We start from the raw sequence: 25177 nt of genomic DNA, 5'->3' as shown, positions 1-25177 counted from the left end.
CCTTAACCGATATAGGTCAAAGGAACTCGCCGTGTTACCCCTGTAAACAGAGTGTAAGGAATCGTATAACTTGCTGCAGCGACTTCAGTTGCTAGCACTTGATCCCCCCAACATTGCACTCGATCACCGATCTTGCAGTTAAGGTTGGTAATATCAATGGTCAACATGTCCATTGATACCCGCCCAATTAAGCGAGTACGTATCCCATTTATTGCAATTGGCGTGCCATCTATTGCGTGCCGCGGATAACCATCTGCATAGCCCATGGCAACTACACCTACTGTGGTGGCTTGCTCACAACGGAAACGTGCTCCATAACCAATTGGCTCACCGGCCGCTAACTCACGAATCGCGATTAAAGCTGACTCTAAGTGCATCGCGGGTTTCAGCTGGGCAGCAAGCTCATGTGGTTCTGTAAACGGTGAAGCCCCATACAGCATTAAACCAGGACGTACATACTCTGTATGTGTGGCTGGCCACGCTAAAATAGCAGGTGAGTTCGCCAAACAATGCGCTACCTCCAAGCCTGCTGCTGCAACCTTAAATTGCTGTAATTGCTGCAAAGTGTAATCACTATTAAGTTCATCTGCCCTTGCGAAGTGCGTCATCAGGGTGATGGACTCAATATGCTTGCACGCTTGCAGTGTTAGCCAAAGCGCTTTGACCTCAGATGGTGCAAAGCCTAGACGATGCATACCTGTATCAATTTTTAAAAAGATTTTAAACTTATTTTTGGGTTTGGCAACTAGCACATTATCGAGTTGTTGTTGATTGTGAACCACAAATGATAAAGATTCACGATCGGCGAGTATTAATTCATCCGCTGTAAACATGCCTTCTAAGAGCAAAATAGGGGCTTTGATCCCTGATTCACGTAACTCTAAAGCTTCCTCAATACAGGCAACACCAAAGCCATCGACTTCAGGCTCTAAAGCTTGAGCCACTCTGACTGCACCATGCCCATAAGCATTCGCCTTAATGATGGCAAATGCGTGCGCGTTTTTGGTTAATTTTTTAGCTAATTGGTAATTATGCCGGATTGCTTCTAAATCAATCACGGCAACTGCTGGGCGAGCCATTAGGAAGCAAGCACCAAAACGCCTTCCACTTCCACCATAACACCTAAGGGTAGAGAGGCAACACCGACTGCCGCACGAGCTGGAAAGGGTTCAGAGAAATAAAGTTTCATCACTTCATTCACCGCAGCAAAATTACTGAGGTCGGTTAAATAAATGTTTAACTTCACAAAATCCCTGCAAGACCCACCCGCTGCCACAGCAACAGCTTGTAAGTTTTTAAAAACTTGCTCAGCTTGACCTGCAAAATCAGTCGCTTCAACTTTCATCGTATTCGGATTTAAAGGAATCTGCCCAGAGCAATAAACGGTGTTCCCTGCACGTACCGCTTGTGAATAAGGGCCAATCGCGGCAGGTGCAGAAGTGGTAGCAATAATAGTTTTCTCAGTCACGATAACAACATCCTTATAAATTAGTAATTTAAATAGAACCTAGGTGCTTGCTTTGACGCGATTAGCAAAGCTATAACGCTGCATGCTTAAACCTTCTAAATCAATGCCCGGTTTTTGCCCTGCCATAATATCAGCTAATAAGCGTCCAGAACCACAAGCCATCGTCCAACCTAGAGTGCCATGTCCCGTGTTAATGAATAAATTAGGGTAAGGTGAAGCCCCTAAAACTGGAGTCCCGTCTGGTGTCATTGGGCGTAAACCTGTCCAGAAATTATCCTCTTTCAGATCAGCCGCTTTTGGAAACATATCGGACACTACAAAACGCACCGTTTGGCGCCGCTCTTCGTGCAGACTCAAATCATGCCCTGTTAATTCAGCCGTACCTGCTACCCGCACGCGATCACCCAATCGCGTAATCGCCACTTTATAAGTTTCATCCATCACCGTAGATACGGGTGCATCATCAGGGCTAACAATAGGCACTGTAATCGAATAGCCTTTTACTGGGTAAACCGGAATATCAATCCCAATCGGTTTGAGTAATTGTGGCGAATAACTCCCTAAAGCCATTACATATTGATCGGCCGTGATGACACCTTGATCAGTTTTAATCCCGCTGATCTTGCCATTACTGGTCAAAATCTCCTCAATATTTACGCCATAACGGAACATTACACCTTTAGCGATGCAATTTACCGCTAAGTTTTGGGTGAACATCAAGCAATCGCCAGTTTCATCCAAAGGTAAACGCAAGCCGCCCCTGATTTTTTCCCGCACATGCTTTAAACCTGGCTCAGCAGCAATACAACCATCCACATCTAACACTTCATAGGGGACTTTGCACTCATCTAGAATATCCGTGTCTTTTTTCGCGCCCTCTACTTGTGCATCAGTGCGAAAAACTTGCAAAGTTCCAAGGGTACGCTCGTCATAATTAATACCCGTTTCGGTACGCAATTCATCAATCGCCTGACGGCTGTACTCCGCCACTCTAAGCATCCGTGCTTTATTGACGTGATAGCGTGCCGTAGTGCAATTGCGCAGCATCATCACAATAAAACGGAACATAGCCGCATCCATACGGCTAGGGCGAATCACTAAAGGTGAATGCTCACTCAACATCCATTTAATTGCTTTCATGGGAATCCCAGGGCCTGCCCAAGGGGCAGAATACCCAGGTGAGATCTGCCCCGCATTCGCGAAACTAGTCTCTAACCCAGAACGTGGCTGACGATCTAAAACAGTGACTTGATAGCCTAAACGATTCAAATAGTAAGCAGTTGTAGTGCCAATCACTCCACTGCCGATCACGATAGCGTGCATGATATTGAGATGCTCCTTATGTGGCTTAACGCCTTGGTAGTAGCACCATTTTAAGCGAGACTTTACAAAATATTTTTCTATATTTCATAGTTATTTCAGAATTTTTTTCTGTTTTTAGCTAAGCTGTCCGAGATTAAAAGATTTTCTGTGGAAGTTAAATTTCCATCTAATTGACACCTTGAATCCTTTTATATCCTAGCTCCGAGCTAGTTAAGAATAGATTCCCGTTTACTAGAATGGCACCAAAATTTATATAGTAAAGCAAAATTTCTGCTGCATACTCTGCGCAGGTGCAGCAAATGTTGCTGAGCAGCATTAAGTTAATAAAAATAGAGTCAGCATTTACACAAAATAACCGATAAAAGGCAGATATACCTCCTTAGCAATATGATTATTTTATAAGCAAAAACATTACTATCTTACGGATTATTCAGAGAATACCACTCAGCTGTTTTATTGTAATTTTTCCGATAAACTACTGATAATCTCAGAAGTACCTGATAGTATCTGCTTAAAACAATAACAAATGCATCTAAACCGCTGGAACCCATGTAGTGCATAGAGCAACCCCACTTTATGGCTCCCCCTCACTACATCCAAGTCGAGGATTTAGCTAATGACCATGACAATGAATGCTGTATTTGCCAAGACACCCAAGGGTCGTGAGGAGATTGATTCAAAAGCGGGTGGGTTGTCCTTAATTATGCGCCGCGTACTAATTTTTCTAGACGGTAAACGCACCCTCAGTGAAGTCAAAGCCTTACCCAAAATCGATGATGTCGAGCAAATTATTAGTAGTTTAGAGAAACAAGGCTATATTCAACTTCTTTCAGGTGAAGCAGGAACGACTCCCACACCTAACGCTAACCATGTCAATCATCTGTTAGTCAATCGGGTCGATAGTAATACCGTTCCAGCCTTTATTTCGCCAGCGCGCAATGGTCAATTTCGCCCCTTACCAGCACGTCTTGATGCCGCACAACTCAAGATGGCTAAAAACTTTATGGCCAATACCTTAAATGCTTTCGTAGGTACGTTTGGTTCTAGTGCACTCATTAATCGCATTGAACGCTGTGATGATCATGAGTCTTTACGTGCCATTTATGACGACTGGCTCAATGCGATTATTGGCACGAAACAAGGTAGAAAAGATGCCGAAAATCTCAAGTCTAAGTTATTGGAAGTTTTGTAAATTATCCCCTCACTTCACTACTCATCGTGGGTGTAGTTGGTAAGGCATCCAAATACACCCAACGACCTTTCTCCCGCACAAACCGACTCAGTTCATGTAGTTGTTGAGCTTGTCCCTGTTCAGAAAAATAAGCAATAAACTCAACCAAGCCCTCTTGATCTATGCTTTGCCCGGCTTCGGTACGAATAATTTCTAATTTTTCCCATCGCAGCTGTTGAGGTTGCACCAAACTTTTTTTACTTAAGCGAGTACTACTATGCCAACTTCGATGAATATAGGCTGCATCGGCTAATACATAAGCACTATAGCGTGAACGCATTAAAGCTTCAGCCGTTGATGCTGCTGCTTTACCGTCATGAAAAGGCCGACAGCATTGGTTGTAGGGCAAAGCTGAGCAACAAGGACACAGATTATTAAGACTCATCACTCTTCAGCCTTTAATAACCATTGCTGGATAAATTTTGCCAAATCCTTAACTTCTGCAGCATTCACACTATGTTCCATCGCATAGGTGAAATACTCAGGTGCATAGCCCAAGGCTTGCAAACGTTGCTGAGCTTTTTTACCTAAGCTTTCAGGAACAACCGAATCTTGTAGCCCATGAAAAATCGCTATGGGTAATTTCTGATTAGCCGAATTCAATTGAATAGTCTCAGCAGTCGCAAAATAGGTCGACATTGCGAGTAAGCCACCTAAAGGTTTGGGATAGCTCAGTGCCGTTTGATAAGCGACTGCACCGCCTTGAGAAAAGCCGGCTAACACAATGCGTTCGCTGGGGATACCTTTCGCTAACTCCCGGTCAATCAATTTAGCGACTGCTTGGGCTGAAGCCTCCAATTGTTTCACATCAACTTTACGATCAATATCCATCGCCAGAATGTCATACCAAGCTGGCATCACATAGCCACCATTAATCGTGACAGGCATAACTGGCGCATGAGGAAAAATAAAACGGATCGCCGCACTAGTAGGTAGCGCTAACTCAGGAACAATTGGCTCGAAATCATGGCCATCGGCACCTAAACCATGCAACCAAATGACACTAGCAGTTGCAGCTTGGGGTGGTTCAATAATAAGGGCTGGCAAATAATCCATGTACTGATCCTTCATCTCTATAATTTTAAGCTGGGCTTATTTTACAGTTTTCGGAACAGTTCAGAACTAGTTTAAACAGGAGAAAAATTCTGCGTGGGTAATGCGTCGCGGCGTGTGCCTAGCAGAATTCAAAACTGATTACAGTTGGCTTTGCAGATAATTTTGTAAACCAATTTTGTCGATCAAGCCTAATTGTTTTTCCAACCAATAAGCATGATCCTCTTCGGTGTCACTCAATTGTACGCGTAACATCTCACGACTAACATAATCTTGTTGAGTTTCACAGATTTGAATCGCCGCCTTGAGTGCAGCTTGTACATGGTACTCAAGCTGTAAATCATTTTTAAGCATACTGACCACATCAGTACCTAAATTGATTTGATCTTGCTGGTTTAAATCCGGAATCGCATCCAACAAAAGTAAGCGTTTAATAATTGCATCAGCATGCCCGCTTTCTTCTTGGCGCTCATGCTCATAATGTTCGGCTAATTTCTCTAAGCCCCAATCAGCACATAGGCGTGAATGGGCAAAATATTGATCACGAGCAGCGAGCTCACCGGCGAGCAATTGCTTTAAAACTTCAATAACTTGCTGACTTCCTTGCATAATTATCTCCTAATTAGCAGCTAATGACTGTAGATAGTTGGGTTCGCCCGTATTCGTTAATAACCATTGTTGGGACTCCAGCCAATCGATTTGCTCCTCTTCTTCCTCTAGAAGGTCTTGCAGCAATTCGCGGGAAACATAATCTTGGGCTTGCTCACAGACTAAAATAGCAGTTTTTAGTTCGTTTACGATCTCTAAACCTAATTGCATATCATTGGCTAAAATTTCTGGAATATCCTCGCCGATATACAGCTTGCCTAAATCTTGCAGATTCGGTAAGCCCTCTAAGAATAGAATGCGCTTGATAAGTTCATCGGCTTGCTTCATGGCTTTAATTGAGCGTTGGTATTCACGCTCATTAAACTTTTCCAAGCCCCAATTAGCGCTCATCCGTGCATGTAGAAAATACTGGTTAATGGCGACGAGTTGTCCACGTAACACCGTATTTAAAGCACGATTAATTGCTGGATTTCCTTGCATAGCGGCTCCTTCACTAAGCTGAATTAGAACCTTTGCATGATAAGGAAGATGAGTAGGAGCATGCAAATCTTTATGTCGATGCAATGAGGTAAAGCAAAAAAAATAAAGGGGCAGGAGCTACCCCTTAGACTGTGCCAAGACTGCCAGACCTTGCACGCCCACTCCGTTTTTTAAGATTCTATATACCTATGAGTGAGTGTCAGCTTTTTCAGCAATTTATCATTCAAGCTGAACGAGCACCTGTAAAAGCTAAAACATTAGGGGTGTAAGAACTGCCCTGCTTTATAGGTTTATAACCATTTATATAGTGATTAACCGTATGCTCTAGTTGTCCTTGTAAGCTCTGCAACCAATGCGTTAATAGTAAACAACGCACTAACTCTTGTTGAGTTGCTTGGTCAGCTCTACACAACTCTGTCAAACAAATATCACCTTGCTCTAAACAGCGTTTCAGTTGTTCACCTGCAAATAAAGCCATAATTTCGCCCGTCTTACTATTGCGCAACTCAATAAACGGATTCGTGCGATCTAACCAAGCATTAATTGAGAAAGTCATACTTGCTCCTGTGAGGCTGGTTGAGTTTATATTTTATAAATGAGAATCATTATTATTTAAGTTTAATCAATGATGATGAACTTTGCAAGACAAATGAGAACTACTTGCATTTGATTTTCATTCTTAATATGATGAATACATCAAGAATGATTCTTATTCAGGTGTGAATCAATGTACGTTTGTGTCTGTAATGCAGTGAGTGATAAGTCTATTAAACAAGCCGTACAACAAGGTCATGACAGCTTTGATGCGATCCAGCGTGAATTAGCAGTTGCGACTTGTTGCGGGCGCTGCAAACCCTTTGCGCAGGAAATCATCCGCCAATGCGTAGATCAGCAGCAGGAACGTGAGCAACGTATGCCTGCTTTCTTTACGCCTGCTTTCGCCTAACTGATGAGCCTGAACTATGCACTGCCTAGATTTACGTCGAATCAATGTAGAAGAATGGATGCAAGGCTGCAAGAAAGTTATTTTGCAGCATGGTGCACGCCCCTATGTACTCACAATTACCCGTAGAGGTAAGTTAATTCTAACGGCAGCAGAAACCCAGCTCGATACTGACCCTGCTACAGCCAAAACCACTAGTCCCTACAAATCGTGACTATTGTTCACGCTTCCATCTGATTAATTAGCTAAGTTAAATGCATCGCTTAAGCTTTGGAGTATTTGATTTTGAAACAATTACCTGCCTTAATCTTTAGCTGCTTAACCCTACTGTTTAGCGCTCCTACTCTACAAGCTGATACCGTCACGCCCAAGGCTGTAATAGAAAATTATGCGAATCTAGCTCATATCAAATTTAGCCATGCCCTAACCACAGCTAAAACACTACAAACTAAAATTGATGAGTTTATTGCTAAGCCTAGCGAAATAACTCATCAAGCCGCTAAACAAGCATGGATCACTGCCCGTGCACCTTACAGTCAAACTGAAGTTTTCCGCTTTGGTAATCCCAATGTGGATGAATGGGAAGGCGGTGTGAATTCTTGGCCTTTAGATGAAGGGCTGATTGATTACGTGAAAGCTGATACTTACGAACATGAGGAAGGCAATCAATTTGCAACGGCAAATATTATTGCAGGTAGCGAAACTATTACCCCAGACCTCTTAAAATCCTATCAGGAGAAAGGTGGCTCAGAGGCGAATGTCGCCACAGGCTATCATGCCATTGAATTTTTGCTTTGGGGACAAGACTTTAATACTGACCCAACGCTTGCGGGTACTCGTAGCTATACTGATTTTATTACAGGTACAGACTGTACTAATAAAAACTGTGAACGTCGTGCGCAATACTTAAAAACTGTGACCGATTTACTGGTCGCTGATTTAAATAAAATGGAGCAAGATTGGGCACCAGAGCAAACAAACTACCGTAAAACTTTTATCGGCTTAGAGGAAGCTGAAGCCTTACGTCGGATCTTATTTGGCATGGGCAGCTTAAGCTTAGGCGAATTAGCAGGGGAACGCATGAATGTCGCGTTACTTGCTCACTCACAAGAAGACGAGCACTCCTGCTTTAGTGACAACACGCACAACGATATTTGGAACAATATCCAAGGGATTAAAGATGTCTTTGAGGGTGCTTATCAAGCAGCTGACGGTAAAACCGTTAAAGGTGCAAGTTTAGCTGAGTTATTAGCGGCCAAAGATCCAAAACTGAGTACTGAATTAGAGACTAATCTAACAGCGACTAAAACCGCTGCAGCAACCCTTGTGCAAACAGCAAAAACAGAGCACTTTGATCAGCAAATCGCTGCTGAAAATAAAGAAGGTAATGCACGTGTGAAAGCCACCATTGCTGCCTTAAGAACTCAAACAGCCAGTATTGAGGCCGCGGCTAAAGCTTTAGGTGTGAGTAACTTAAATCCAGAAACTAGTACTTCTTTACAATAAATAACCATTTAACATCTAAAACTCCGAATGAAGCTAGCCAAAACCTTGTTACTAGCTGGGGTAATGCTCAGCCCAGTAGCTTACAGTACTGAGTCAACTCTGACCGATAAGCAATTATCTGGGGGTGCGACGACGGTACTAGACAAGAGTAGCAATGCCTTCTCTCTACCTGCGAATAATTTAAGTATTTTGCGGCGAGATAACTTTTTTATTGGCAATGCATTTTTTAAACAGCCTTGGGTAATAGCACCCTCTTCGACTTCTGCACGGGATGGCTTAGGCCCTCTGTTCAATAGCAATAGCTGCCAGGGTTGCCATGTTAAAGACGGGAAAGGTCACCCACCACTAACGCGTGAAGATAGCTTTCTGTCTACCTTAGTGCGAGTGAGTATTCCTGCAGAAACAACCACACAAAAAGCTCTTCTTACTACCACTGGAGTCGTACCAGAACCCACTTATGGGGATCAGATTCAGCCAACTGCTATCCCTGGAGTGAAAGGTGAAGCCACACCACGTTTTACCTATGAAGAAATCCAAGGTCAATTTAAAGATGGCGAAGCCTATACCTTACTTAAACCTAGTCTGAAATTAGATAAGCCCAATTACGGCGCACTACATCCACAAGTACAAATGTCGGTGCGTGTTGCACCGGTAATGATTGGTATGGGTTTATTAGAGGCCATTCCAGAAGCTGATTTAGTCGCTCTTGCTGATCCAGAAGATAAAAATAGGGATGGTATTTCAGGTCGACTCAATCAAGTCTGGGATGTCAAAGCACAAAAAACCGTACTAGGCCGTTTTGGCTGGAAAGCCAATCAACCGACTGTGGCGCAACAAAGCGCAGGGGCTTTTCATGGTGATTTAGGGATTACCTCCCCGATGTTTGCGAACGCGCCTTGCTCAAGCACCCAAGCTGATTGTTTAAAAGCACCTCATGGTGGCCAGCCAGAAATCAATCAAGAACTGATGGATATGGTGAGTTTCTATGCGTCTTTGCTCGCAGTGCCAGCACGGCGCGAAGTGGATACTCCCGAAGTGTTAAAAGGCGAGCGTTTATTCAAAGCCGCAAATTGTAGTGCTTGTCATTTGCCTGAACTCAAAACGGGGGTTAAGCCTGATTTCCCTGAGCTAGAACACCAGTCGATTCAGCCTTTTACTGACCTACTCCTACACGATATGGGTGAAGGCTTAGCCGATCAGCGCCCCGATTTTCTAGCAACGGGCAGTGAATGGCGTACCGCGCCTTTATGGGGGATTGGCCTGATTGAAACGGTAAATGGGCACACGCGTTTTTTACATGATGGGCGCGCCCGCAATTTAATGGAAGCGATTCTATGGCATGGAGGTGAGGCTAAACCCTCTCAAGAATATGTGTTGAATCTGAGCAAAGAAGAGCGGAGTGCACTCTTGCGCTTTTTAAATTCACTCTAATCGTTTTTAGGAAGACACCATGATCCTATTTCAGCGGCAACTGATGGGCTTAAGTTCAAGCAGTTTGCTGGTAGCTTTATGCTTAGTAAACCCCAGTTTTGCCGACACTAGTTCCGTTAGTTCAACACCAACTGCTAGCAACACGGCGACACTGAGCATGGCTAAGGATGAAACCTTCATTCAACAATTAATTACTACAGGAATTCAACCCCTTTACCGTGAATTAGAACAAGCTAGCCAGCAGCTTACTCGAACGAGTACTGAGTTTTGTAAAGAGTCTTCGCTCGATAATCTAAATACATTACGTGCAGCTTGGGGAACTACTCTATTGGCCTGGCAGCGTACCGATAGCTTGCTGTTCGGACCTGCTACTGCTGAGCAGATGGACTTCCAAATTAACTTTGCTCCACCCAAGAAGCAGATTATTAAAGGCTTATTCGCCAGCGACAAGCCCTTGACTGTTGAAGCGGTAGCTGCGGCGGGTGTAGGTGCTCAAGGCTTGAGCAGCTTAGAATATGTCTTATTTGATCGCGAGCAAACAACTGAGCAATTATTAACGAGCTTTAAAGAATCATCAGGGCAAATCCGCTGTAGTTATGTGCAAGCTGTCAGTCGCTTACTGGAGCAAAATATTAAAAAGCTCAACGCAGCTTGGAGCAGTCCCGATGCAAGTAAGCTCTTTACCAATAACCAAGAAATGGTCGATTTATTAATTGGTAAAGCCTATCAAAGCCTAGAGCGAATTACCTTAAAGAAACTGACGCAACCTTTAGGTACTTTGGACGAAAAAAAGCTTAGCCATCCTTACGATTTAGAAGCTTGGCGGAGTGGTTACTCCTTCAAAATTATTCAAGCCAATATTGAAGGCTTGCAGCGGGTTTTCGTAGAGGGCGGGTTCTTAGCTTGGATTGATAAAAACTTTCCAAGTGAAGCTACTAAAACTGCGGTCGTTTCTTTTGAGAAACAGCTCAATGAGCTGATACAAATGAAACTCCCCGAAGGTGCCCCCTTCACTTTGGTAGAACAGAAACAAGCCTCCAAAGAAATTGATGAGCTAGTGCAACGCACACGTGGCTTAGAAATGGGTGTTAAACGCCAATTAGCCATACTCGCCAAAGCACAACTGGGCTTCAATGATAATGATGGAGACTAATATGCAACGCCGCCAATTTCTAGGCTTAGCCACGCTAACGGTCTTTGGCAGTGCTTTAGCAGCGAATGAGCTTTTGGAGCGAGCTATTCCTAAGTCGGCCAAACTCTACTCAGCTAGTGATAATGCTTTAGGCGAACATTTTGTCAGTCAATTCGATCTAAGAACTCAGCAACTGCAGCAACAACAAACACCCATGCGCGGGCATGCTGCCTTAGCCTTAGATGAAAATACAGCTTTACTATTCGGACGCCGCCCTGCTTACACCTGTGTGCGTGTAAACTTTAAAACAGGTCTGGTAGAAAGTTTTAAGCCTAGCCCTGATAGGCATTTCAATGGACATGGTTGCCTGTCAACTGATCGCAAACTGCTGTTTACCACCGAAACAGATTATGCAAATAAACGGGGCATCATTGGTATTCGTGATCTAAGCACTCTCAAACCACTAGGCGAATATGAAAGTTATGGTTTAGACCCGCATGATGTACAGCTCATGCCTGACGGTAAAACCTTAGTCGTAGCGAATGGGGGCATCGAAACTCACCCCGATTTTGAGCGGCGTAAGCTCAATATCAATACCATGCAACCCTCGCTAGTTTATCTTGATCTAAGTACGGGTAAGAAGCTGGCCGAATATCGCTTACCCGATCATTTGTTGAGTATTCGCCACCTCCATGTCAGTACTCAAGGCGATGTCGCAGTGGCTTTACAATATGAAGGTAATCTATACAAACAACAGCCTAGCTCGCTAGTGGCTTGGCAAAAAGCTGGTGAGGGTCTAAATTTACTCAAGATTGCGCCCCAAGAGGTGGCTCAATTACGTGGCTATTTAGCTGATATTGTTTATGACCCTAAACAAGAACTCTTAGTCAGCGCCACTCCGCGCGGGCATTGTGTGTCTATTTGGAGCACTGCAACGCAAAGCTTTGTACAAGCCCTCCCCCTAGCTGAAGCAAGTGGCATCAGTCTTGGTTTAAAAGCAGGTAGTTTTCTGGTCTCAAATAGCCAAGGGGGTCTCTATCAATTGCAGACCGCTGGCAAGCAAACTAGCTTAAACGAACTAAAAATCTTCCCCGAGCTTGCTTGGGATAATCATCTCATGCTGTTAGCTTAGCTCACCTCTTTTAATGAGACCTATTTGCATTTAAAAACCACTACCTTTAATATTGATAATAGTTATTATTTACAGATGGCTCCGCTATGTTGAAAAAACTTGTTTTCGTTACAGCTCTATGTGCCGCTCCCCTGTATGCTTTTGCGGAAGGTGAAGTGAATGTCTACTCTTCACGTCAAGAACAACTGATTAAACCCTTATTAGATAAATTTACTACCGCTTCAGGCATTAAAGTCAACTTAGTGACTGGCAAAGATGATGCTTTGATTGAGCGCTTAAAACTCGAAGGTGAAAATAGTCCGGCTGATCTACTCATGACTGCCGATGCAGGCCGCTTGTATCGGGCTAAAGCTTTAGGTTTAAGCCAAACCATTGAATCCGAAACCTTAAAAACAGCTATCCCTGAGAACTTGCGCGACCCTGAAAATCAGTGGTTTGGTTTAACTTATCGTGCTCGCCCCATTTTCTATGTCAAAGAAAAAATTAAACCGGCTGACCTATCTACTTATGCCGATTTAGCTGATCCTAAATGGAAGGGTAAAATTTGTGTACGTAGCTCAGACAATATTTATAACCAGTCTTTGCTCGCCTCGATGATTAAGAGCCAAGGTACAGAGGCTACTACCAAATGGGCTGAAGGTTTTGTAAAGAATCTAGCGCGCCCACCTGAAGGTGGTGACCGTGATCAGCTCAAGGCAGCCGCAGCAGGTATCTGTGATCTAGCGCTTGCCAATACTTACTATTATGGGCAAATGCTAGCGGGCGACGCGGCTGAAGATAAGGCAGCCGCAGAGAAACTGGCCATTTTCTGGCCTGATCAAGGTGAGCAAGCACGCGGTACGCATATTAATATCAGCGGTGCAACGGTCACTAAAGCTGCGAAGAACAAAGAGCAGGCTGTCAAGCTGTTAGAATATTTAGTTGGGGATGAAGCACAAGCCTGGTATGCCGAACATAATCAAGAATATCCGGTCAAACCCAGTGTATCCGCCAGCAGTTTATTGAAAAGTTGGGGAGCCTTTAAGGCTGATAGCATTAACTTATCCGAGTTAGGTAAACATAATGCTGAAGCCGTTAAGATCATGGATACTGTGGGTTGGAAATAAAAAATTTCGTCTGGCGCGTCATGCTGTTAGGCATGGCGCTCCTCACTGCGTTGCCTATTTTAGCAGTTTTCGCTTATATCTTTATTCCCTCTGCAGCAGTTTGGCAGCATCTAGTGGCCACTGTCCTTACTGATTATCTGCTCAATACTTTTTATTTAAGCCTAGGCGTCGGTTTAGGTGTCCTACTCTTAGGTGTACCCCTTGCTTGGCTGTGTAGCATGTGTGAATTTCCAGGGCGAACATGGTTTGAGTGGTCTCTGCTTCTACCTTTGGCTATGCCAGCTTATATCATCGCCTACACCTATACCGGCATGTTAGACTTTGCAGGCCCTATACAAACCAGCCTACGCAGCTTAACCGGTTGGAGCTACGGTGATTATTGGTTCCCGAATATCCGCTCGCTCGCAGGCGCAATTTTAATGCTCGCTTTAGTGTTATTTCCTTATGTGTATTTGCTAGCACGTGCTGCTTTTTTAGAGCAATCGATTTGCGTGCTAGAGGTAAGCCGAACTTTAGGTTGTAATCAATGGCAAAGCTTTTTCCGAGTCGCCCTCCCCTTAGCACGCCCAGCGATTATCACTGGTCTGGCCTTAGCCTTGATGGAAACCCTAGCTGATTTTGGCACAGTCCAATATTTTGGGGTGACCACCTTCACCACCGGTATTTTCCGCACTTGGTATGGTTTGGGGGATCATGCCGCTGCTTCACAATTAGCCGCTCTCTTAATGAGTTTTGTGTTTATTCTGCTTTTGCTGGAACGGGCTTCACGCCGCTGTGCACGTTATTATCATAGCTCCAGCAAATATGCGCAGATCAAGCGTATTCGCCTAGCTGGTTGGCAAGCGACCGGAGCCATTTTATTTTGTAGTGTGACTTTGTTACTAGGTTTTCTAGTGCCGGTTACTCAGCTTGCTAGTTGGAGCTTAGCCAATTGGCAAACTCAATTCGATAGCAGTTTTTTAACTCTGATCCAACATAGCTTAGGCTTAGCCATTGCCGCTGCTATCTTTGCTTTGCTCATTGCGCTCATTTTAGGCTATGGGAAACGTCTGCATCCGGAACCTTTAGCCATTGTGGCGACACGTTTAGCCAGCATGGGCTATGCAATTCCAGGGACAGTGATCGCGATTGGCGTACTGATCCCCTTTGCTTGGTTAGATACACAGCTTAATCAGCTGAGCCAAACCCTGTTTCATACTAAAGTGGGACTCATCTTAAGCGGCAGCTTATTTATCTTGCTGTTTGCTTATAATGTGCGCTTCCTAGCGGTTTCCTTGCAAACTGTCGAAGCAGGTTTAGGTAAAATCAAACCCACCATCGACAATGCTGGGCGCTCTTTAGGCTTAAGCCCCAGCGCCGTCTTGTGGAAACTACATATGCCCTTGATGCAAGGTTCACTGTTAACAGCAGTGCTATTAGTTTTTGTGGATGTCTTAAAAGAACTACCGGCTACTTTGATTTTACGCCCTTTTAATTTTAATACTTTAGCAGTGCGTACTTACGAACTCGCATCGGATGAACGTTTAGCCGAAGCGGGCTTACCAGCTTTAATGATTGTTGCTACCGGCATTATTCCAGTGGTGTTATTGAGCCGCTCTATTTCCCGCTCACGTGCTGGAGGTTCATCTGTATGAGTCAACTCAAACTTGAGCAAGTGGAAATTCGTTATGGACTGACCACAGCAGTGCATGCCGTTGATTTCCAAGTTAATCAAGGGCAAATTGCTTGCCTCCTTGGTCCTAGTGGCTGTGGTAAAACGACTCTCCTGCGTGCGATTGCAGGTTTTGAGCAGTTGAGCCAAGGTAAGCTTAGCTTAAATGGTGAGATTATCAGTAGCGCCCAGCACACATTAGCTACTGAACAGCGCAAAATTGGCATGGTTTTCCAAGATTATGCACTTTTCCCCCATTTGAGCATTGCTGACAATATTCGTTTTGGTATTCGTAAGCAGCCACACAAAGCTCAAGAACAACGTATTCAAGAGCTTTTAGAGTTAGTGAGCTTAGTAGGTTACGAGCGACGCTATCCGCATGAATTATCGGGTGGACAGCAGCAACGCATTGCTTTAGCACGTGCTTTGGCACCTAAGCCTGCTCTCTTACTACTCGATGAGCCGTTTGGTAGCCAAGACACTGAACTACGCGAAAGCCTAGCACGAGAAGTACGTGAAATGCTCAAACAAGAAGGCATCACTGCTTTATTGGTCACCCATGACCAACATGAAGCTTTTGCAATGGCCGATGAGATTGGAGTCTTACAGGCTGGGCGTTTACAACAATGGGGAAGCGCGTATGCATTGTACCACCAACCGCAAAACGCATTTGTTGCCTCTTTTATCGGTCAAGGCAGTCTGTTGCCTGGCAAGCTCCAAGCGGGAAAACTACTAACCAGTTTAGGCGAATTGGAGTATTCAGCTTATGAGGCTTTGCTGGATACAGAAGAAGTAGCCGTATTGATTCGTCCAGAACATGTCAAACTCCATCCCAGCGCCACTCAATCCGCCTTCATTACCAGTAAGGTTTTTAGGGGTAATGAGTATCTATATAGCTTGCAATTAAATAAACAAGAACGCTTATTAGCTCTAGCTTCTAGTGAGAAATTTTATAGTGTTGGTGAGCAAATTGGCGTGGAATTAGTACCAAGAATTTACACGCTAGTGAGGCATAATTTTAATTAATCAGGGGAAAAAAGCTCCCGGAGAAGAATGGGCTATAAAATTATCCCCGGGAGATGAATTTGCCCGCCTTGTCTTCCTCAGTCAAGACAAGTGGTTTCCCTCGCGAGCATTTTAATCATAATATAAAGCTATGAAAATTGTAATCGTTTCGTAAAATAATGTTCAATTTTTAACCTATTCGCGCAAAAATTCTACTACTATCTGGCCTCGACCTAAATCTGCTAAGGCTTGTTGTAATTGAGTTTGAGCACTAATCGGGCAAAATCCATTAATTTGCAATTCAGCTGCATATTCAACACTAGCTAATTCACCATTCAAATCATTTAAGAGACGGCGAATAGAATCCTCTAATGCATACGGAGCTATTAAAATAAAACCCTGCCTAGCTACTTTTAAGCAGGTCGGTGTTTGCTTTAAAGCAGCAGTGACTGAACTTGAATAAGCGCGGACTAAGCCACCTGTACCTAATTTAATGCCTCCAAAATAGCGCACTACTACCGCTACTAGTTCGCCTATCTCACTATGCAATAAAACATTGAGCATCGGTTTACCAGCGGTTCCGGCAGGCTCCCCATCATCACTACAACTAACTTCAGTGGTTTGTTTAGGTTTACCCGCAACAAAAGCCCAGCATACATGCCGTGCATCAGGATATTCCTGTCTGATATGAGTAATAAAAGTATGAGCTGCGTGTGGGCTAGGAGCATGCGCAATATGACTAATGAAACGGCTATTTTTAATAGTCTGCTCGTAGCAAGTACTCCCTGCAGGTATTAGAAATGAACTCATAACTAGCCTATTTGTTTTTTGGATGCAAGCATAATTATTTTAAAACTCAACCGCTTATCGGAGATTTTGATCATTCAATGGCCAAATCCTTCAATGCTGCACATAATTTTTTATACTCACAACTGAGAAATAAAACCAGTTTTGTTGGAGAATATTCTATGTACCCCAAAGCTTTTATGTGGGTCGCTTTTGAGGTGCTGCTCTTAATTTTGCCGACGCAAACTTTTGCCGCACCCAGTCAACCTAACCGCCTTTTACCTGATCGAACTAATGTGACTCTTGTTCAAAACCCACCGCCTAGTCTCTTACAGCTTAGTAAAATAATCAGCGAATCAAGCTTATATGAGCGTGTATTGACCAGCCCAGACTTTATTAAAGTACAAAGCATAGCACAACGATGGTGGGACAATCAGACCGGGGCAAAACATAAGCTAAGGGCCGCTTATTCTAAACGCATCCCCAAAAGTAACTCCATTGATTGAAAGGTCAATTGCTAGTAGCCTTAAGAACCACAACCATAAGCTACTAAGCTAGCCCAATCTCCTGCTTCATCGTGCATAACACGAATCCGCGCTAATTCCCCTGATTCAATCGCTAAAGAAAAAAAGTGGCGACTAGGCATACCTAGGACTTGCATAATAATCAAACGAATTACACCTGGTTGAGCCACTAAAACGACTCGTTTGCCCTTGTTTTCATTAATTAGGCGTTCCCACACAGGCAAAATACGGGCTTGGAATTTATTAAAAGACTCACCCTCAGGCGGCGTTAAGCAGGCTGGATTACGCCACCAACGTGCTAGCACAGCAGGATTCTGCTCCATAATACTGGCCGGAGTTTGCCCCTCCCATTCACCGAAATGCATTTCGGCAAGCTCGGGATAACTATGCAGGGGCAAATGATTCTTAGCAGATAACCACTGTGCAAATGGCAAACAAGCCGCATGTTCAGAACTGAGAACGGCTTGCCAATCTTGACGGCGGCGTACAGTCTTTTTGAGCGTTTTTAAACCTTCTGCACTCAATGCAGAATGGAAAGAACCGCAAAAGACTTCGCCTGCTTCCACCGCTGAACTTGGAAGCAGGTCAATTAGCGTAATCGGAATGCTCACTATGTGTAGCGAACCTCTAGGATTTCGTATTCACGTACACCACCGGGCGCTTGCACCACAGCGACATCCCCTTCCTCTTTACCGATCAGAGCACGGGCAACGGGTGAAGAAACAGCAATCATACCTTGCTTTAAATCAGCTTCGACATCACCTACAATTTGATAAGTAATCGTGTCACCGGTTTTGATCTCTTCTAAGTCAACAGTAGCACCAAACACTACCTTGCCTGGGTTGGCTGCACCAACCGTAGTGACATCAATCACTTGTGCTAGCGATAAGACCGACTCCAACTCTTGGATACGGCCCTCACAAAAACCTTGTTGTTCACGCGCCGCATGGTATTCGGCATTTTCTTTCAAATCACCATGCTCACGAGCCTCAGCAATAGCTTGTACAATTTTTGGACGCTCAACCGTTTTTAAGCGATTTAACTCCGCTTTCAAACGCTCAGCACCCGTCGCAGTTAACGGCGGTCGACTCATTCTTATTCTCCCTCTTTTTTACATGATGCCTTGATGCAAATCTTGCAGGCGATAAACCTGCTCATCAGCGGTGTAACCCATCGCCATGCACAAGGCACGCGCTCCCTCAATGGTAGTGGTATAACTTAATTTATGCTGCAAAGCTTCACGGCGAATCTCAAAGGAATCACGTGTTGATTGCTCACCCTCAGTCGTATTGATGATCAAATTGACATCATCATTTTTGATCATATCGACAATATTCGGGCGACCTTCATGCATTTTATTCACAACCTCACAGGCAATCCCAGCAGCCTGCAATTCGCGTGCGGTTCCACGAGTAGCAATAATACGAAAACCTTGCTTTACCAGCATTTCACCTAAACCAGCCAAATGCCGACGATCTGCTTCACGCACACTGATAAATACAACCCCTGAAGTTGGGAAACTAGCCCCTGCAGCATGCTGTGATTTACCAAAGGCTTCCGCAAAGGTTTTGCCAACCCCCATCACTTCACCTGTAGACTTCATCTCAGGACTTAAAATCGGGTCAACTCCAGGGAATTTAATGAAGGGGAACACCGCTTCCTTCACCGAATAGTAGTCTGGAATCACTTCTTCAGTCGCTTTTTGCTCAACTAAACTTTGGCCAGCCATACAACGTGCCGCAATTTTTGCCAAGGGGCGACCAATGGCTTTAGACACATAAGGCACTGTACGTGAAGCGCGTGGATTCACTTCCAACACATACACTTCATTATTCTTAATAGCATACTGGGTATTCATTAAACCGATAACATTCAAGGCTTTAGCCATACGTGCCGTTTGTGCACGTAGCTCATCTTGAATCGCTGGGTCTAAAGAATACGGTGGCAATGAACAAGCAGAATCACCTGAATGAATCCCTGCTTGCTCAATATGCTGCATGATGCCACCAATTAATACATTCTGCCCGTCACAAATGGCATCCACATCCACTTCAATCGCATCATCTAAGAAACGATCCAAAAGTACCGGCGAGTCATTCGAAACTGAAACGGCGGTATTCATATAGCGCCGCAATTCATTCTCGTTATAGACAATTTCCATCGCCCGCCCACCCAAGACATAAGACGGACGTACCACGAGTGGATAACCAATCTCGACAGCTAAGCGCACGGCTTCTTCCATACTCCGTGCTGTACGATTTGGTGGTTGGCGCAAACCTAAACGATGAATTAATTGCTGAAACCGCTCACGATCTTCCGCTAAATCGATGGAATCGGGCGAAGTACCAATAATCGGTGCCCCTAAGTTTTCGAGATCACGCGCTAGTTTCAGTGGGGTTTGCCCACCGTATTGTACAATCACACCTAAAGGCTTCTCTAGATCAACAATCTCCATCACATCCTCAAGCGTTAGAGGCTCGAAATAGAGACGATCCGAGGTATCATAATCGGTAGAAACGGTTTCTGGGTTGCAGTTAACCATAATGGTTTCATAGCCATCTTCGCGCAAAGCTAAGGCAGCATGCACGCAGCAATAGTCAAACTCAATCCCCTGACCGATCCGATTTGGGCCACCACCTAAGACCATAATTTTCTTACGATCCGTTGGCTTAGATTCGCACTCTTCTTCATAAGTGGAATACATATAAGCGGTATTCGTAGCAAACTCAGCCGCACAGGTATCCACACGCTTGTACACTGGGCGCACATTCATATTTCGGCGTGCATTACGCACACTGCGCTCCGTGCTATGTAAGAGTTTGGCTAAGCGTCGATCAGAGAAACCTTTGCGCTTGAACATGCGCATTTCCTCGGCACTGATCTGATTGAGTAAACGACCCTCAAGACTTTTCTCAATCTCAATCAGCTCTTGCATCTGTACTAAGAACCAAGGATCAATGCTGGTTTGGGCATGCACTTGCTCAACCGTCATGCCATAGCGGAAAGCATCGGCCACATACAGAATCCGCTCTGCATGCGGTTCGGTAAGTTCACGGCGGAGAATATCGCGCGCTTCAGGAAGCTCACGATTTAAACGCTCATCTAGACCATCAATGCCTGTTTCTAAACCACGTAAGGCTTTCTGCAAGGACTCTTGGAAAGTACGACCAATCGCCATCACTTCACCCACTGACTTCATTTGCGTGGTTAAACGCGCATCCGCTTGTGGGAATTTTTCAAAGGTAAAGCGTGGAATTTTAGTAACGACATAATCGATACTTGGCTCGAAAGATGCTGGAGTCGCACCACCAGTAATATCATTCCGCAGCTCATCTAGGGTATAACCAATCGCTAATTTTGCTGCTACTTTCGCAATCGGGAAACCCGTAGCTTTTGAAGCCAAAGCCGAAGAACGCGACACTCGTGGATTCATCTCAATGACAATAATACGTCCGTCCTTAGGATTGATCGCGAACTGTACATTCGAACCACCCGTATCAACGCCGATTTTACGCAGTACTGCTAAGGAAGCATTGCGTAGCAGTTGATACTCTTTATCTGTCAGCGTCTGTGCAGGTGCTACGGTAATGGAATCACCCGTATGCACGCCCATTGGATCAAAGTTTTCAATCGAGCAGACGATGATGCAGTTATCTTTACGATCCCGCACCACCTCCATCTCATACTCTTTCCAACCAAGCAGTGACTCTTCGAGCAAAACTTCAGTAGTGGGCGACATATCTAAGCCGCGCGCAACAATCGTTTCAAATTCTTGCTTATTATAAGCAATGCCGCCACCAGTACCCCCTAAGGTAAAGGAAGGCCGAATAATGGTAGGGAAGCCAATATCAGACTGTGCAGCACGAGCTTCTTCCATCGTATGGGCGATCCGCGAACGTGCCGACTCTAGGCCAATATCATCCATCGCAATCCGGAATTTTTGCCGATCTTCAGCCATCTCGATGGCGACTTCATTCGCACCAATCATTTCAACTTGGTATTTTTCCAGAACACCATGGCGTGATAGATCCAGCGCACAGTTCAATGCCGTTTGCCCACCCATGGTTGGCAATAAAGCATTTGGGCGCTCTTTTGCAATGATCTTTTCGACCGTCTCCCACCGAATCGGCTCGATATAAATCGCATCTGCCGTGCCGGGATCAGTCATGATTGTGGCAGGGTTGGAGTTGACCAGAATGACTCGATAGCCTTCTTCGCGCAAAGCTTTACAAGCTTGTGCACCCGAATAGTCAAACTCACACGCTTGGCCAATTACAATAGGGCCAGCCCCAATAATCAATATACTTTTAATGTCCGTACGTTTCGGCATTTTCAATCGTCCACAGTAATTCGTTTTCCCTTACACAAGGGATTAAGGGAGTTAAGTCTAACACTTACCCCCGACCTCCATCATCTTTCAGGAGGAACAAAGCAAGATTTTTTAACGCGCAGCTCGCATTAAGTCGATAAAGCGGTCAAATACAGGTGCAACATCATGCGGCCCCGGACTCGCTTCTGGATGCCCTTGAAAACTAAAGGCAGGGCAATCGGTACGTTCAATACCTTGTAAGGTCTGATCAAATAAAGAACGATGGGTCGTCTTTAGATTAGCGGGTAAACTCGTTTCATCCACCGCAAAGCCGTGATTCTGGCTACTAATCATCACTTGGCCGGTTTGAGTATCCTGCACTGGATGATTCGCACCATGATGGCCGAATTTCATTTTTACTGTGCGTGCACCACTCGCTAACCCTAGCAATTGATGTCCCAAGCAAATCCCAAAAGTTGGTAGTTTGGTAGCTAAAATCTGCTGGATAGCCGTAATCGCATAATCACAAGGCTCAGGATCGCCAGGGCCATTGGATAGGAATACACCATCTGGCTTTAGTGCTAATACTTTATCTGCAGAGGTTTGCGCAGGTACTACGGTAACCTTGCAACCACGATCCACCAACATACGTAAGATATTTTTCTTCACGCCAAAGTCATAAGCAACTACATGATACTTCGCTTTTTCTGCAGTGGAAGCACGTGGGGTGGCTGGATTTAATTGCCAAGAACCTTCTGTCCAAACATAAGAACTTGAGCTACTGACTTCTTTAGCTAAATCCATCCCTTGCAAACCAGGGAAATCTAAAGCGGCGGCTTTAGCTTGCACTTCATCTAAGTTAGCACCCGCCATAATACAACCGCGTTGTGCACCTTTTTCGCGTAAAATACGCGTTAACCGACGTGTGTCAATATCTGCAATCGCGACAATTTTATTGCGCTCTAAATAAGCAGGTAGCGACTCTTCGCCACGCCAATTGCTATATACACTGGGTACATCCCGTACAATCAAACCTGCAGCATGAATCCGATCTGATTCACAATCTTCAGAATTAACACCAACATTGCCAATGTGGGGATAAGTTAAAGTCACGATCTGACGCGCATACGACGGGTCAGTTAAAATTTCTTGATAGCCAGTGAGAGCCGTATTGAATACAACTTCACCAACGGTTTGACCATCACAGCCAATGGAACGCCCCCGAAAAACGCTACCGTCTTCCAGTACTAGCAGTGCCAGCTTGCTCAAAGGAACCTCCAAGTTCTACATATAATAACGGGATGGGGGTTACCCATCCCGTGAACACGTAGGGGCATATTTTACCCGCTGCTGAACGAGGTGTCCACGACCAGATGTTGTGCACTGCAATAAATCACTGAATTTGTAACAAATTTCAGCACTAAGCCTTTTGATTTAACTGAGCTTAAGATTTTGATTTTTAATTAAAAAACTTTGCATTTAAGGAATTAAAAACTGCTGAGACCATTTTTTTGAAGCTGGCTCAAAAGTCCATACTTCATGCTCCGCAAAAGCCTTAGTACTTACAGAATAAAAGGCAATGCGCGTAATTGTTGCAAACTGATAGCCCATAAAACCAGCTGGTCTGACTAGTTCAGCCTCTACTGGCAAGTTTGCCAAAGCGTTTTCTAAAACATCAGCGGACTCTAAAACAGTTCCTGATGCATTACCGAAAATCATATAACTGCGCCGAAAGCTTGATTCCAATTTTAACCAATCGTTATCGAGCTGCTGAGCCGATAAAGCGACTAAACACCCTTCCAAAGAAACTGAGCGTAAACTAGTTTGAAAAGCAAAGGTTAAAGAGGCTTGTTGATTATGTGTTAGATCAACGACCTTGCGGCTAGTAGGTGAGGTATGAAAACGGGGGCAATAATTTTTATCAAAATGTACCCCCAACATTCGGGTATGTGGTTGCTCAAACTTATCTATCGTACCTAAAACAGCACCATGACTAAACCTATTCCCTGCTAAACGCTCTTCCGCAACCCATGCATACAGCTTTGCTAAAGGCGACATTTTAACTACTTAACGCCAAATGTTGATGAATACCCGCAATATTATCTTGAGTTCGGTGATTCACATACAAGACCGTCGTTTCAGTCCCTGTACAAATCTTTTCAATCAAGGCCAAGACCAATTGCCGATTGAGATCATCTAAACCAAGACAAGGCTCATCCAAAATCAATAAGGTAGGATGTTTAACCATGGCTCGGGCAATCAGCACTAAACGCTGATCCCCATAAGACAATTGCTGAAATGACTCCGCAGCACGCTCACTCATCCCTAATAAAGCTAACCATTCTTCAGCGATGACCCGCTCACGATCTGTGTATTTTTGATACAAGCCAATACTGTCGTAGAAACCTGAAATAATCACATTACGCACAGTAATACTCACGCGGTATTCCCATTGCAGATTGCTCGAAACATAACCAATGTACTGCTTAATCTGCCAAATACTTTCACCACTGCCACGCTGCATACCGAACACAAAAATATCATTGGTATAGCATTGCGGATGGTCGCCAGTAATAAGATTTAATAAACAGGTTTTACCGCTACCATTCGGACCCGTCACTTGCCAATGTTCACCCGCCTGAATCGTCCAATCCAAATCCGCAAAAACTAACTTCTCAGCGTAAGCAATACGCGCTTTACGCAAGCGTACCAAGGGATTACTAGGATCTAGTTTCGGCGGTAAATGTTCACGGGGTGCATGAGGAATCTTTAAATCAGTGGTTTTTAGATGCAAAAGCTGCTGCAAATCAGCACTAGCGATTGGATCATTCACCGCAACTTGATGCAAAAGCTGCCCCTGCTCCATATACGCCATATGCGTGATGAAACTGGGAATCTCATCAACTCGATTCAAGACCATGACAATACGAATGTGCTCGGCAACGGCCTGCAATAAATCAGTAAGTAACTGAGTGGAAGCAAGATCTAAACCTTCAAACGGCTCATCTAAAACTAATAAATCAGGGCGACAAGCTAAAGCACGCATTAACATGAGCTTACGAGTTTCACCGGTCGAAAGTTTGCGAAAACCACGCTCTAATAAAGGCTGAAACTTAAATAATTCAATCAACTCAGCTAAACGCTTCGCATCAGTTTCAGGCAGAGTGAGTAGTTCTTTAACCGGCGTGCCTTCAGGAATGACATCTACAATGTCGGCATCATCTTTTTTGAGTTCTTGCTCAATCAGCTTCGCTTGGGCTTCAAAAGAGACTAAAGCCGTTTTGTTAGGGAGACCTTGTATTGAGCCACTAAGCGGCTCCCCTACACCACATAAGATCGCCGCTAAGGCCGATTTGCCAGCACCATTTCCACCCAAAATCACCCAATGCTGCCCAGCACTCAGCTCCCAATTAAGCTGAGTTAAGCGGTAATGTTTATTGACTTGGACGCTGTAGTCTTGAAGGAGAATGCTGCTCATAAAAGGCTCT

Annotated in this window: 26 protein-coding genes; 11 read left to right on the top strand and 15 right to left on the bottom strand. The window is 44.4% G+C overall.

Annotated elements, in window-relative coordinates:
* Nucleotides 1–2: 2 nt before the first annotated feature.
* The 3 genes from alr to Q0230_RS13935 are packed head-to-tail and all read right to left on the bottom strand — an operon-like array spanning nucleotide 3 to nucleotide 2791.
* On the bottom strand, nucleotides 3–1079 hold the full coding sequence (alr, locus tag Q0230_RS13945; RefSeq protein WP_298610772.1) for an alanine racemase: 1077 nt from the start codon (nucleotides 1077–1079) through the stop codon (nucleotides 3–5).
* Entirely contained in the window at nucleotides 1079–1468 is a 390-nt protein-coding gene (locus tag Q0230_RS13940; RefSeq protein ID WP_298610771.1) for a RidA family protein, read from the bottom strand. The genes alr and Q0230_RS13940 overlap by 1 nt, the downstream gene beginning before the upstream one ends.
* Before the next feature lie 39 nt (nucleotides 1469–1507).
* Nucleotides 1508–2791 carry a D-amino acid dehydrogenase gene (locus Q0230_RS13935; protein ID WP_298610770.1) on the bottom strand — a complete coding sequence of 428 codons (1284 nt, stop codon included), beginning with the start codon at nucleotides 2789–2791 and terminating at the stop codon, nucleotides 1508–1510.
* Between the two features lie 616 nt (nucleotides 2792–3407).
* On the opposite strand from Q0230_RS13935, the gene Q0230_RS13930 reads away from it, so the two are divergent.
* The gene (locus Q0230_RS13930; protein WP_298610769.1) at nucleotides 3408–3983 is read left to right on the top strand and encodes a hypothetical protein; all 576 of its coding nucleotides are present in this window, start codon (nucleotides 3408–3410) and stop codon (nucleotides 3981–3983) included.
* A 1-nt stretch (nucleotide 3984) separates the two neighbouring features.
* Here the strand turns inward: Q0230_RS13930 and Q0230_RS13925 are convergent, their stop codons facing one another.
* The 5 genes from Q0230_RS13925 to Q0230_RS13905 all read right to left on the bottom strand — a co-directional run bounded on the left by Q0230_RS13925 (nucleotide 3985) and on the right by Q0230_RS13905 (nucleotide 6720).
* Complete coding sequence (locus Q0230_RS13925) at nucleotides 3985–4407, bottom strand: YchJ family protein (RefSeq protein WP_298610768.1); 423 nt, start codon at nucleotides 4405–4407, stop codon at nucleotides 3985–3987.
* Nucleotides 4407–5078, bottom strand: a complete 672-nt coding sequence (locus tag Q0230_RS13920; RefSeq protein ID WP_298610767.1) for a dienelactone hydrolase family protein — start codon at nucleotides 5076–5078, stop codon at nucleotides 4407–4409. Before Q0230_RS13920 ends, Q0230_RS13925 begins: the two co-directional genes overlap by 1 nt.
* A 138-nt stretch (nucleotides 5079–5216) precedes the next feature.
* Entirely contained in the window at nucleotides 5217–5684 is a 468-nt protein-coding gene (bfr, locus tag Q0230_RS13915) for a bacterioferritin (RefSeq protein ID WP_298610766.1), read from the bottom strand.
* Nucleotides 5685–5693: 9 nt separating this feature from the next.
* A complete protein-coding gene (gene bfr, locus Q0230_RS13910) occupies nucleotides 5694–6164 on the bottom strand; it encodes a bacterioferritin (protein ID WP_298610765.1) in 471 nt (156 codons plus the stop codon).
* 223 nt (nucleotides 6165–6387) lie between these two features.
* The gene (locus Q0230_RS13905; RefSeq protein WP_298610764.1) at nucleotides 6388–6720 is read right to left on the bottom strand and encodes a hypothetical protein; all 333 of its coding nucleotides are present in this window, start codon (nucleotides 6718–6720) and stop codon (nucleotides 6388–6390) included.
* A gap of 171 nt (nucleotides 6721–6891) precedes the next feature.
* On the opposite strand from Q0230_RS13905, the gene Q0230_RS13900 reads away from it, so the two are divergent.
* The 9 genes from Q0230_RS13900 to Q0230_RS13860 all read left to right on the top strand — a co-directional run bounded on the left by Q0230_RS13900 (nucleotide 6892) and on the right by Q0230_RS13860 (nucleotide 16091).
* Nucleotides 6892–7110, top strand: a complete 219-nt coding sequence (locus Q0230_RS13900) for a (2Fe-2S)-binding protein (protein ID WP_298610763.1) — start codon at nucleotides 6892–6894, stop codon at nucleotides 7108–7110.
* Between the two features lie 16 nt (nucleotides 7111–7126).
* The gene (hemP, locus tag Q0230_RS13895; protein ID WP_298610762.1) at nucleotides 7127–7321 is read left to right on the top strand and encodes a hemin uptake protein HemP; all 195 of its coding nucleotides are present in this window, start codon (nucleotides 7127–7129) and stop codon (nucleotides 7319–7321) included.
* A 71-nt stretch (nucleotides 7322–7392) separates the two neighbouring features.
* Nucleotides 7393–8613 carry an imelysin family protein gene (locus tag Q0230_RS13890; RefSeq protein WP_298610761.1) on the top strand — a complete coding sequence of 407 codons (1221 nt, stop codon included), beginning with the start codon at nucleotides 7393–7395 and terminating at the stop codon, nucleotides 8611–8613.
* Nucleotides 8614–8676: 63 nt separating this feature from the next.
* Nucleotides 8677–10044, top strand: a complete 1368-nt coding sequence (locus Q0230_RS13885) for a di-heme oxidoredictase family protein (protein WP_298610760.1) — start codon at nucleotides 8677–8679, stop codon at nucleotides 10042–10044.
* Nucleotides 10045–10063: 19 nt separating this feature from the next.
* On the top strand, nucleotides 10064–11197 hold the full coding sequence (locus Q0230_RS13880; protein WP_298610759.1) for an imelysin family protein: 1134 nt from the start codon (nucleotides 10064–10066) through the stop codon (nucleotides 11195–11197).
* Between the two features lies 1 nt (nucleotide 11198).
* Nucleotides 11199–12308, top strand: coding sequence for a DUF1513 domain-containing protein (locus tag Q0230_RS13875; RefSeq protein ID WP_298610758.1), 1110 nt, complete (start codon nucleotides 11199–11201; stop codon nucleotides 12306–12308).
* Nucleotides 12309–12394: 86 nt separating this feature from the next.
* Nucleotides 12395–13414, top strand: coding sequence for a Fe(3+) ABC transporter substrate-binding protein (locus Q0230_RS13870; protein ID WP_298610756.1), 1020 nt, complete (start codon nucleotides 12395–12397; stop codon nucleotides 13412–13414).
* Between the two features lie 20 nt (nucleotides 13415–13434).
* Entirely contained in the window at nucleotides 13435–15048 is a 1614-nt protein-coding gene (locus Q0230_RS13865) for an iron ABC transporter permease (protein ID WP_298610865.1), read from the top strand.
* Nucleotides 15045–16091 (top strand): ABC transporter ATP-binding protein, encoded by a 1047-nt coding sequence (locus Q0230_RS13860; protein WP_298610755.1) that lies wholly within the window; start codon nucleotides 15045–15047, stop codon nucleotides 16089–16091. Before Q0230_RS13865 ends, Q0230_RS13860 begins: the two co-directional genes overlap by 4 nt.
* 174 nt (nucleotides 16092–16265) lie before the next feature.
* Here the strand turns inward: Q0230_RS13860 and Q0230_RS13855 are convergent, their stop codons facing one another.
* The gene (locus tag Q0230_RS13855; RefSeq protein WP_298610754.1) at nucleotides 16266–16880 is read right to left on the bottom strand and encodes a YigZ family protein; all 615 of its coding nucleotides are present in this window, start codon (nucleotides 16878–16880) and stop codon (nucleotides 16266–16268) included.
* Between the two features lie 77 nt (nucleotides 16881–16957).
* Between Q0230_RS13855 and Q0230_RS13850 the strand changes: the two genes are divergently transcribed.
* Entirely contained in the window at nucleotides 16958–17362 is a 405-nt protein-coding gene (locus tag Q0230_RS13850) for a hypothetical protein (RefSeq protein WP_298610753.1), read from the top strand.
* 20 nt (nucleotides 17363–17382) lie between these two features.
* Here the strand turns inward: Q0230_RS13850 and Q0230_RS13845 are convergent, their stop codons facing one another.
* From Q0230_RS13845 to modF, 6 genes are all read right to left on the bottom strand, one after another.
* Nucleotides 17383–17991, bottom strand: coding sequence for a histidine phosphatase family protein (locus tag Q0230_RS13845; RefSeq protein ID WP_298610752.1), 609 nt, complete (start codon nucleotides 17989–17991; stop codon nucleotides 17383–17385).
* On the bottom strand, nucleotides 17991–18473 hold the full coding sequence (gene greA, locus Q0230_RS13840; protein ID WP_298610751.1) for a transcription elongation factor GreA: 483 nt from the start codon (nucleotides 18471–18473) through the stop codon (nucleotides 17991–17993). Before greA ends, Q0230_RS13845 begins: the two co-directional genes overlap by 1 nt.
* An 18-nt stretch (nucleotides 18474–18491) precedes the next feature.
* The gene (carB, locus tag Q0230_RS13835) at nucleotides 18492–21710 is read right to left on the bottom strand and encodes a carbamoyl-phosphate synthase large subunit (protein WP_298610750.1); all 3219 of its coding nucleotides are present in this window, start codon (nucleotides 21708–21710) and stop codon (nucleotides 18492–18494) included.
* 111 nt (nucleotides 21711–21821) lie between these two features.
* The gene (gene carA, locus Q0230_RS13830) at nucleotides 21822–22958 is read right to left on the bottom strand and encodes a glutamine-hydrolyzing carbamoyl-phosphate synthase small subunit (RefSeq protein ID WP_298610749.1); all 1137 of its coding nucleotides are present in this window, start codon (nucleotides 22956–22958) and stop codon (nucleotides 21822–21824) included.
* A 210-nt stretch (nucleotides 22959–23168) separates the two neighbouring features.
* Nucleotides 23169–23747, bottom strand: coding sequence for a pyridoxamine 5'-phosphate oxidase family protein (locus tag Q0230_RS13825; protein ID WP_298610748.1), 579 nt, complete (start codon nucleotides 23745–23747; stop codon nucleotides 23169–23171).
* A gap of 1 nt (nucleotide 23748) precedes the next feature.
* Nucleotides 23749–25167, bottom strand: coding sequence for a molybdate ABC transporter ATP-binding protein ModF (gene modF, locus Q0230_RS13820; RefSeq protein ID WP_298610747.1), 1419 nt, complete (start codon nucleotides 25165–25167; stop codon nucleotides 23749–23751).
* Nucleotides 25168–25177: the final 10 nt, after the last annotated feature.

Source organism: uncultured Thiothrix sp., from assembly GCF_937876535.1.
Taxonomy (GTDB): domain Bacteria; phylum Pseudomonadota; class Gammaproteobacteria; order Thiotrichales; family Thiotrichaceae; genus Thiolinea.
This window is presented reverse-complemented; position numbering and strand designations above follow the sequence as displayed.

Coding starts and splice junctions, on each gene's coding strand:
- Q0230_RS13825 (WP_298610748.1), bottom strand. CDS start 23,747: ATGTCGCCTTTAGCAAAGCTGTATGCATGGGTTGCGGAAGAGCGTTTA.
- Q0230_RS13870 (WP_298610756.1), top strand. CDS start 12,395: ATGTTGAAAAAACTTGTTTTCGTTACAGCTCTATGTGCCGCTCCCCTG.
- Q0230_RS13885 (WP_298610760.1), top strand. CDS start 8,677: ATGCTCAGCCCAGTAGCTTACAGTACTGAGTCAACTCTGACCGATAAG.
- bfr (WP_298610765.1), bottom strand. CDS start 6,164: ATGCAAGGAAATCCAGCAATTAATCGTGCTTTAAATACGGTGTTACGT.
- modF (WP_298610747.1), bottom strand. CDS start 25,167: ATGAGCAGCATTCTCCTTCAAGACTACAGCGTCCAAGTCAATAAACAT.
- Q0230_RS13920 (WP_298610767.1), bottom strand. CDS start 5,078: ATGGATTATTTGCCAGCCCTTATTATTGAACCACCCCAAGCTGCAACT.
- Q0230_RS13855 (WP_298610754.1), bottom strand. CDS start 16,880: ATGAGTTCATTTCTAATACCTGCAGGGAGTACTTGCTACGAGCAGACT.
- greA (WP_298610751.1), bottom strand. CDS start 18,473: ATGAGTCGACCGCCGTTAACTGCGACGGGTGCTGAGCGTTTGAAAGCG.
- Q0230_RS13880 (WP_298610759.1), top strand. CDS start 10,064: ATGATCCTATTTCAGCGGCAACTGATGGGCTTAAGTTCAAGCAGTTTG.
- carB (WP_298610750.1), bottom strand. CDS start 21,710: ATGCCGAAACGTACGGACATTAAAAGTATATTGATTATTGGGGCTGGC.
- Q0230_RS13860 (WP_298610755.1), top strand. CDS start 15,045: ATGAGTCAACTCAAACTTGAGCAAGTGGAAATTCGTTATGGACTGACC.
- Q0230_RS13905 (WP_298610764.1), bottom strand. CDS start 6,720: ATGACTTTCTCAATTAATGCTTGGTTAGATCGCACGAATCCGTTTATT.
- hemP (WP_298610762.1), top strand. CDS start 7,127: ATGCACTGCCTAGATTTACGTCGAATCAATGTAGAAGAATGGATGCAA.
- Q0230_RS13900 (WP_298610763.1), top strand. CDS start 6,892: ATGTACGTTTGTGTCTGTAATGCAGTGAGTGATAAGTCTATTAAACAA.
- Q0230_RS13865 (WP_298610865.1), top strand. CDS start 13,435: ATGCTGTTAGGCATGGCGCTCCTCACTGCGTTGCCTATTTTAGCAGTT.
- Q0230_RS13930 (WP_298610769.1), top strand. CDS start 3,408: ATGACCATGACAATGAATGCTGTATTTGCCAAGACACCCAAGGGTCGT.
- Q0230_RS13875 (WP_298610758.1), top strand. CDS start 11,199: ATGCAACGCCGCCAATTTCTAGGCTTAGCCACGCTAACGGTCTTTGGC.
- bfr (WP_298610766.1), bottom strand. CDS start 5,684: ATGCAAGGAAGTCAGCAAGTTATTGAAGTTTTAAAGCAATTGCTCGCC.
- Q0230_RS13850 (WP_298610753.1), top strand. CDS start 16,958: ATGGCCAAATCCTTCAATGCTGCACATAATTTTTTATACTCACAACTG.
- Q0230_RS13935 (WP_298610770.1), bottom strand. CDS start 2,791: ATGCACGCTATCGTGATCGGCAGTGGAGTGATTGGCACTACAACTGCT.
- alr (WP_298610772.1), bottom strand. CDS start 1,079: ATGGCTCGCCCAGCAGTTGCCGTGATTGATTTAGAAGCAATCCGGCAT.
- Q0230_RS13925 (WP_298610768.1), bottom strand. CDS start 4,407: ATGAGTCTTAATAATCTGTGTCCTTGTTGCTCAGCTTTGCCCTACAAC.